The organism is Corallococcus llansteffanensis, assembly GCF_003612055.1.
Classification (GTDB): domain Bacteria; phylum Myxococcota; class Myxococcia; order Myxococcales; family Myxococcaceae; genus Corallococcus; species Corallococcus llansteffanensis.
Genome location: NZ_RAWB01000462.1, coordinates 1 through 7868 on the forward strand (window position 1 = coordinate 1; position 7868 = coordinate 7868).

At 70.4% G+C, this 7868-nt stretch carries 7 protein-coding genes; 4 read left to right on the top strand and 3 right to left on the bottom strand.

The window, feature by feature from the left end:
- A partial coding sequence (locus D7V93_RS31940; RefSeq protein WP_120646980.1) for an MFS transporter occupies positions 1–416 on the bottom strand: 416 nt, incomplete at its 3' end.
- Positions 417–486: 70 nt separating this feature from the next.
- Here D7V93_RS31940 and D7V93_RS31945 point away from each other — a divergent pair.
- The 3 genes from D7V93_RS31945 to D7V93_RS31955 all read left to right on the top strand — a co-directional run bounded on the left by D7V93_RS31945 (position 487) and on the right by D7V93_RS31955 (position 4023).
- A complete protein-coding gene (locus tag D7V93_RS31945) occupies positions 487–1392 on the top strand; it encodes a LysR family transcriptional regulator (protein WP_120646981.1) in 906 nt (301 codons plus the stop codon).
- A 148-nt stretch (positions 1393–1540) separates the two neighbouring features.
- A complete protein-coding gene (locus D7V93_RS31950; RefSeq protein WP_120646982.1) occupies positions 1541–3541 on the top strand; it encodes a PAS domain-containing sensor histidine kinase in 2001 nt (666 codons plus the stop codon).
- Positions 3542–3549: 8 nt separating this feature from the next.
- Positions 3550–4023 carry a TfoX/Sxy family protein gene (locus D7V93_RS31955; RefSeq protein ID WP_120646983.1) on the top strand — a complete coding sequence of 158 codons (474 nt, stop codon included), beginning with the start codon at positions 3550–3552 and terminating at the stop codon, positions 4021–4023.
- Here the strand turns inward: D7V93_RS31955 and D7V93_RS31960 are convergent.
- The gene (locus tag D7V93_RS31960) at positions 4010–5653 is read right to left on the bottom strand and encodes an AMP-binding protein (RefSeq protein WP_120646984.1); all 1644 of its coding nucleotides are present in this window, start codon (positions 5651–5653) and stop codon (positions 4010–4012) included. The two genes, D7V93_RS31955 and D7V93_RS31960, sit on opposite strands and share 14 nt — an antisense overlap.
- Before the next feature lie 145 nt (positions 5654–5798).
- Between D7V93_RS31960 and D7V93_RS31965 the strand changes: the two genes are divergently transcribed.
- Positions 5799–7034, top strand: a complete 1236-nt coding sequence (locus D7V93_RS31965) for an alpha/beta hydrolase (RefSeq protein WP_158623907.1) — start codon at positions 5799–5801, stop codon at positions 7032–7034.
- Positions 7035–7036: 2 nt separating this feature from the next.
- Here D7V93_RS31965 and D7V93_RS31970 read toward each other — a convergent pair.
- Positions 7037–7868: Fpg/Nei family DNA glycosylase (locus D7V93_RS31970; RefSeq protein ID WP_244237640.1), on the bottom strand; the 832-nt coding region annotated here is incomplete at its 5' end.

A 7868-nucleotide genomic window follows, 5' to 3' on the forward strand; every position in this document is an offset into this window, starting at 1 on the left:
GTGTAGAGGTCCGCGCTGATGGTCAGCGTGGTGGGCTGCAACGCGCCCGCGCCCAGCCCCTGCATCACCCGGAAGCCCACCAGCATCGGCACCGACGTCGCCAGGCCGCACAGCGCCGACCCCAGCAGGAACAACCCCATCCCCGCGAAGAACACCGGCTTGCGGCCCAGCCGGTCCGCGAGCTTGCCACTCACCAGCACGCCCACCGTCGAGGCGAAGAGGAACGCGGAGAACACCCACGAGTAGAGCGCATCGCCGCCCAGCTCCCGCGTGATGGTGGGCATGGCGCTCGTCACCACCGTGCCCTCGAAGGCACTCACCACCAGGGCCAGCAACACCGCCCCCGTGGCCACCCGCCGCGCTCCGCCCGGCTGCATCCGGGTGCCCACGTCCACCGCCCCACCGGTTCCATCCATGCCCCCTCCATACGCCGTCAGGCACCATGCGGAAATCGCATCTTCGGCATAGAGTCCTTGCCAAGAGCGCATGACCTCCGAACAACTCCGCGCCTTCCTCCACATCGCCCGCGAGGGCCGCGTGTCCACCGCCGCGCGCGGGCTGGGCCTCTCCCAGTCCGGCCTGTCCCGCCAGCTCCAGGCGCTGGAGGCGGAGGTGGGGGCGCGCCTCCTGGTGCGCACGCCCTCGGGCGCCGTCCTCACCGACGCCGGGGAGCGCTTCCTGCCTCACGCCACGCGCGCCCTGGAGGCCATCTCCGCGGGCCGCGCGGAGCTGGAGCGCCTGTCCGGAAAGGCTCGCGGCCCCGTGGCGCTGGGCACGCTCGCCACCGTGGGCGCCTACCTGCTCCCGGACCTGATGGCGGCCTTCGCGCGCAGCCACCCCGAGGTGCGACCCCGCCTGAGCCAGGACCACGCCCCGGTGCTCGAAGAGGGCGTGGCCCGGGGGACGCTGGACCTGGCCATCCTGTCGCTGCCCGTGAGACGGGTGGACCTCGTCACGCAGCAGCTCTGGGACGAACCCCTGGTGCTCGCGGTGCCGCGCGGCCACCGGCTGACGCGGCTGGGACGGCCGGTGGCGCTCCAGGAGGTCGTGGATGAGACGTGGGTGCGCATCCCCGGCATGGCCGGTGCGCGCGCGGTGGAGGCGGCCTGCGAGGCGCGCGGCGTGACACCCCGGGTGGCCCTGGAGACGGACACCGCCGAGGCCCTGGGCCGCATGGTGGAGCGCGGCCTGGGCGTGGCGGTGGTGCCCCAGCTCATGGCGAAGGATGCGCCCGCCCACGGCTTCGACGTGGTACCCCTCACGCGCGGCAGCCCACGCCGACAGGTGGCGCTCGTCCACCGGGGACAGGGCTACCTCACCGCGGCGGCGCGGGCCCTCAAGGACGCCATCACCGAACACGTGAAGCAGCACTTCAAGCCCACGGGTCGCTAGCGCGTCGCGCATGCCCCCCCTTCGGGCAGGGGAACAAGCAGCCCTGGAACGGAGTGTCAACTGCCGAGCTGGGACACTTTTCCGGCACGGGCTGATCACCTAGAACTTCGCCCTCTTGGCCAGAAGCGAGACTTGGGAGCTTGGCGACGTGACGGTGGAGGAACTGTTCAGCGGTGACGGGGAGATGGCGGCCCGGATGCGAGCGAAGGACTGGTCCGCCACGACGCTCGGCCCGGTGGAGGGCTGGCCCGTCTCGCTGCGGACCATCGTCCGGGTCCTGCTCCACTCGCGCCACCCGATGTTCCTCTGGTGGGGACCCGAGCTCATCCAGTTCTACAACGACGCCTACGTGCCCAGCTTCGGCAGGGGCAAACACCCCGCGGCGCTCGGGCTCCAGGGGCGCGTGTCGTGGCCGGAGATCTGGCCCATCATCGGACCGCAGATCAACGACGTGATGCGCGAGGGGAAGGCCAGCTGGAACGAGGACCAGCTTGTCCCCATCTTCCGCAACGGCCGCATCGAGGACGTCTACTGGACCTACGGCTACTCGCCTGTCTTCGACGACGCCGGGAAGATTGGCGGCACGCTGGTGGTGTGCACGGAGACCACCGGGCGCATCCTCAGCGAACAGTCCCTGCGCCGGAGCGAGGAGCGCCTCCGCCGGGTCGTGGAGGCGTCCGGCGCGGGCACCTGGGAGCTGGACCTCACCACCGGGCAGCTGGAGGCGGATGCGCGGATGGCCGCGCTCTTCGGGCTCCCTGAAGCCGCAGGGTTCAGCCTCCCGCGGGCGCTCGAACGCGTCCATCCCGAGGACCGTGAGCGGATGCGGGCAACCATCGACGCCGCGCTCGCCGGGGAGCAGCAGGGCCGCTACCTCGTGGAGCACCGGGTGGACGTCTTGCCGGGCGCCCCTCCCCGTTGGGTCGAGGCGCGCGGGCAGGTGTGCTTCGACGGGGCCGGGAAGGCAACGCGGTTCGTGGCCACGGCGCTCGACATCAGTGAACGGAAGTGGGCGGAGGAGGAGGGACGGCGCGCGCGCCAGGAGCTCCACAGCTTCCTCATGCAGGCCCCGCTCGGCATCGCCATCCTCAGCGGCCCGAACCACGTCTACACCTTCGCCAACCCTTCCTTCATGTCCATGCTGTTCGGGGGCCGCCCGGTGACGGACCTCCTGAACAAGTCCGTCCGGGAAGCGCTCCCGGAGCTGGAGGGCCAGGGCTACCACGAGATCCTCGACGGCGTGTACCAGACGGGCAAGAGCTTCATGGGCGCGAAGCTGCGCGCGTCCATTGTCCAGGCAGACGGCACGGAACGGGAGATGTTCGTCAACTTCACCTACCAGGCCAAGCGCAACCCGGCCGGGCAGATCGACGGCATCCTGGCGGTCATCTACGAGGTCACCGACCAGGTCAACGAGCAGAAGGAGATTGAGCTGCTCGCGGAGAACCTTCGCGCGGCCATCGTCTCACGGGACACGTTCCTGGGCGTCGCCTCCCACGAGCTCAACACGCCCCTGACCACGCTCAAGCTGCAGACGCAGATGAGCCAGCGGGCCCTGGCGAGGCAGGGCTTCACGGCGTTCCCCCCGGGGCGGTTCGAGAAGCTGCTCGACACCACGCTCCTCCAGGTGGAACGGCTGGGGCGCCTGGTCAACGACATGCTCGACGTGTCCCGCATCAGCACCGGGAAGCTCACCGTGATGCTCGCGCAGACGAACCTCTCCGCGCTGGTGTCGGAGGTGCTGGAGCGCTTCGCCCCCCAGTTCGACGCGGCCGGGTGTCGGCTGGCTCTGGACATCGAGGACGGCATCGCGTTGCCGCTCGACGCCGCGCGCATCGAGCAGGTGCTGACGAACTTCATCATCAACGCCCTCAAGTACGCGCCCGGCAAGCCGGTGCACGCGAAGCTCGAACGGCGGGGGCGACGGGCGCGGTTCAGCCTCCGGGATGAAGGCATCGGCATCCCCCCGGAGCACCATGAGCGGATCTTCGTCCGCTTCGAGCGTGCGACGTCCGCGAGCGAGGCCAGCGGCCTGGGGCTCGGGCTCTACATCTCGAAGCAGATCATCCAGGGCCATGGCGGCACCATCGCGGTCGAGAGCGCGCCCGACCGCGGTTCCACCTTCAGTTTCGAGCTGCGGCCGGAGTAGGAAGGGCCATGCCCCGTACGGACAGCTTCGTGGAGTACACGTTGGAGTTGTTGCAGCCGCTCGGCCCGGTGCAGGCCCGCTCCATGTTCGGCGGCTGGGGCCTGATGTTCGGAGGTCGGATGTTCGGCCTCATCATCAAGGGCCAGCTCTACCTCAAGGTCGATGACGTCACCCGTCCCGCCTTCGAGGCCGAGGGCTGCCGGCCCTTCTCCTACGAGAGCAAGGGCAAGGTCCACGAGATGAACTACTGGACGCCGCCCGTGGACGCGGAGGACAACGGCCGCATGCTGCTGCCCTGGGCCCGCCGCGCCGTGGACGCCGCCGCCCGCTCCGCGGCGAAGAAGCCTCCGGCGAAGAAGAAGGCCGCCGCGAAGAGCGCTCCGGCCAAGAAGGCCCCGGCGAAGAAGGCCGCAGCCAAGAAAGCCCCCGCCAAGAAGGCCGCCGCGAAGCCGAGGTCGAAGCCGCGCCTCAAGCCGTCTTGATGGTGGCCACGTCGCCCAGCCCCAGCTCGGCGACGGAGACCTCGCGCATGCGGAACTTCTGCACCTTGCCCGTCACCGTCATCGGGAAGCTGTCCACGAACTTCCAGTGGCGGGGAATCTTGTAGGAGGAGATGCGGCCCGAGCAGAAGGCCGTCAGCGCCTCGGCGGTGAGCGTCGCGCCGGACTTCAGGCGCACCCACGCCATCACCTCCTCGCCGTACTTCACGCTGGGCACGCCGATGACCTGGGCCTCGCTGATGTCCGGGTGCGTGTGGAGGAACTCCTCCACCTCGCGCGGGTACACGTTCTCCCCGCCCCGGATGATCATGTCCTTGATGCGGCCGACAATCTTGACGTAGCCCTCCGCGTCCATCGTCGCCAGGTCGCCGGTGTGCATCCACCCGGCGCGGTCCACCGCCGCCGCCGTGGCCGCCGCGTTCTCCCAGTACCCCAGCATCACGCTGTAGCCCCGCGTGCACAGCTCCCCCGGCTGACCCAGCGGCACCACCGCGCCCGTGTCCGGGTCCACCACCTTCACCTCGATGTGCGGGTGCACGCAGCCCACCGTGGACACGCGCTTGTCCAGGGCATCGTCCAGCAGGTTCTGCGTGGACACGGGCGACGTCTCCGTCATGCCGTAGCAGATGGTGACCTCGCGCATGTTCATCCGCGACTGCACCTGCTTCATCACCTCCACCGGACACGGCGAGCCCGCCATGATGCCGGTGCGCAGCGACTTCAGGTCGAACTCGCCGAAGCGCGCGTGGTCCAGCTCCGCGATGAACATCGTGGGCACGCCGTAGAGTGACGTGCAGCGCTCGGCCTGCACCGTCTGGAGCACCGCCAGCGGGTCGAACGCCTCCCCCGGAATCACCATGGTCGAGCCATGGGACGTGCAGGCCAGGTTGCCCATCACCATGCCGAAGCAGTGGTAGAACGGCACCGGGATGCAGACGCGGTCCTCCGGCCCGTAGCGCAGCACCTCGCCCACGAAGAAGCCGTTGTTGAGCACGTTGTGGTGCGACAGCGTGGCGCCCTTCGGAAAGCCCGTGGTGCCGGACGTGTATTGGATGTTGATGGGGTCATCGAACTGGAGCGACGCCTCGCGCTCCGCCAGCACGTCCTCGCCCACCGCCGCGCCCGCCTGCACCAGCCGGCCCCAGTCCGAGTCCAGCACCAGCGCCTCGCGCAGCCCCGCGCACCGGGGCCGCACCTCCGCCAGCATCTGGAGATAGTCCGTCTGCCGGAACCCCTTCGCCAGCAGCAGCACGCTGACGCCCGCCTGGTTGAGCGCGTATTCCAACTCCGACGTGCGGTAGGCCGGGTTCAGGTTGACGAGGATGGCGCCCGTGCGCGCCAGCGCGTACTGCGCCACGGTCCACTCGAAGCGGTTGGGCGACCAGAGCCCCACCCGGTCCCCCTTCTGGACTCCCAGCGCCAGCAGGCCCCGCGCCACCTGCGTCGTCGCGTCCCAGAACTGGCGCCACGTGGCGCGGTAGTCCTGCGACGCCACCACCAGGGCCTCGCGGTCGCCATAGCGCTCGACGGTGCGGCGCAGGTTCTGACCAATGGTTTCTCCCAGCAGCGGGGTGGTGCTGGTGCCGTGGGCATAGGACAGGGCGGTCGTCATGCCGCCATCGTCCCCAGGGGCTCCCGGGTCGGCAAGCGCCCACAGGGGCCAGGTGTCCGCTCGGCCTCACCGGGCCCGCTGTCGAGACGTGGCCCCCGGCACTGCTAGCGTGCCCGGCCTTCCACTGTTCCCGGGGGGAGTCCTCGTGCGCCTGCTGCTTCAGCCTCACCGTGTCGTGCTGGGTTTCGCGCTGCTGTCCGTCCTCTGCGGGGCCCTGCCCTCCCGGGCCGAGGACACGCCCATCGTCGTCGGCAGCCGCACCACCCTGACCTCCAAGGTCCTGGGGGAGGAGCGACCGCTGATGGTCCACCTTCCGAGGGACTACGCGGCGTCGCCCGACACGCGCTACCCCGTGCTCTACGTGCTGGATGCGGAGACGCACTTCGCCCACCTCGCCAGCGTGGTGGAGTTCCTCGGGTGGACCCGCCACATCCCGGAGATGATTGTCATTGGCGTGCCCAACACGCGCGATCGCACTCACGACCTCACCCCGCCCTTCTCCAAGGCGGAGCGCGTCGACGACGGGCGGCTCCTGTCGGAGGTCTCACCCACGGCGGGCGGCGCGGACACCTTCCTGCGCTTCCTCACCGAGGAGCTCGCCCCGGTCGTGGAGGCACGCTACCGCACGCAGCCCTACCGCATCCTCGTGGGCCACTCCTTCGGCGGCCTCTTCGCGATGCACGTGCTCACCCACAAGCCGGAGAGCTTCAACGCGTACGTGGCCATCAGTCCGTCGTTGCAATGGAACAGCACGGAGCTCGTGCGCACCGCGCCCGAAGCCCTCGCGCGCCTCACCGTGCCGGGCCGCGGGCTGTATCTGTACGAGGACGCGGAAGAGACCCCCAACATCGCCCGCCTCCGCGCACTCACCAAGGAGCTGCGCAAGCGCAAGCCCTCGGCCCTCACGTGGCGCTACGACGAGCTGCGCGGTGAGGACGACCACTCCAGCATTCCGCACATCGGCACGTACGAAGGGCTCCGGTTCCTCTTCAACGGCTGGAAGGTTCCCGAATCCCTCCAGCTGAGCGGGGACCTCGCGCGCCTGGAGGCCCACTACGCCGGGCTGTCCAAGCGCATGGGCTACCCGGTGGTGCCCCAGGAGAATCTGCTCAACTCGGTGGGCTACCAGCACCTGGGGGCGAAGCGCCTTCCCCAGTCGCTCGCCGCCTTCGAGCGCAACCTCGCGCTCTACCCGGACTCCGCCAACGCGCACGACAGCCTGGCCGATGCCCTGGAGGCGGTGGGGCGGATTCCGGAGGCCCTCGCGTCCTGCGAGCGCGCCATCGTGCTTGGCAGCAAGCATCAAGACCCGCACGTCCCCGACTACCAGAAGCACCGGGACGCGCTTCGCGCACGGCTTGCCTCGCAACCCACGCCCTGAAGCTAACGGGCCCGACGTGGCTTCCGCACGCGCCCCACGCACTGACACGCGGCGCAGAAGTAGAGCGTGCGCGCCGCCAGCGTCTGGCCCTTCACCTCCGCGCCGCAGCGCGGACACGGCAGCCCCGTGCGCCCATACACACAGAAGCGCTCCGCGCGCTTGCGCCCCGGTGAGGGCAGCGGCGGCGCGCCCGGCGTGACGATGAGCCCGTCGCGCACCCCGTCCTCCAGCAGCGCCCGCATCGCGCCCCACAGCGTATCGAACGCGTCCCGCTTCAAGTCAGACGCGGGAAGCAGCGGCGGCAGCCCGGCGAGGAACAGCGCCTCCGCGCGCACGATGTTGCCCACGCCCGCGATGCGCCCCTGGTCCAGCAGCGCCTGCGCCAGCGGCATGCGTCCCAGGGCCAGCCGCGCATACGCCCGGTCCGGCGACGCGTCCGCGCGCAACGGGTCCTCGCCCAGCCGCGCACGCACCGTGGCCTCCGCTTCCTGCGTCAGCAATTCGCAGGCGGACGGCCCCGACAGGTGCAGCGTCGCCGCGGCCGAGGAGAGCCGCAGCCGGCACGCGGCGGAGGGGGCCGGCGCCTCGCTCCGGAAGTGACGGATGCGTCCGAAGAGGCCCAGGTGGATGTGCAGCCGCACGTCCCCCTCGAAGACGTGGAACAGGTGCTTGCCGTGCGCGTCCACGCCCAGGAGCGTCCGGCCGGAGAGCGTGCGCGCGGCCTCCTCCAGCCGGCCCTGCGGCGAATCCGCCGTGAAGCGCCGCCCCACCAGCCAGCGGCGGTGCACCCGGGCGACCCGGTGGATGCTGTGACCTTCAGGCATCCCCCTGGGT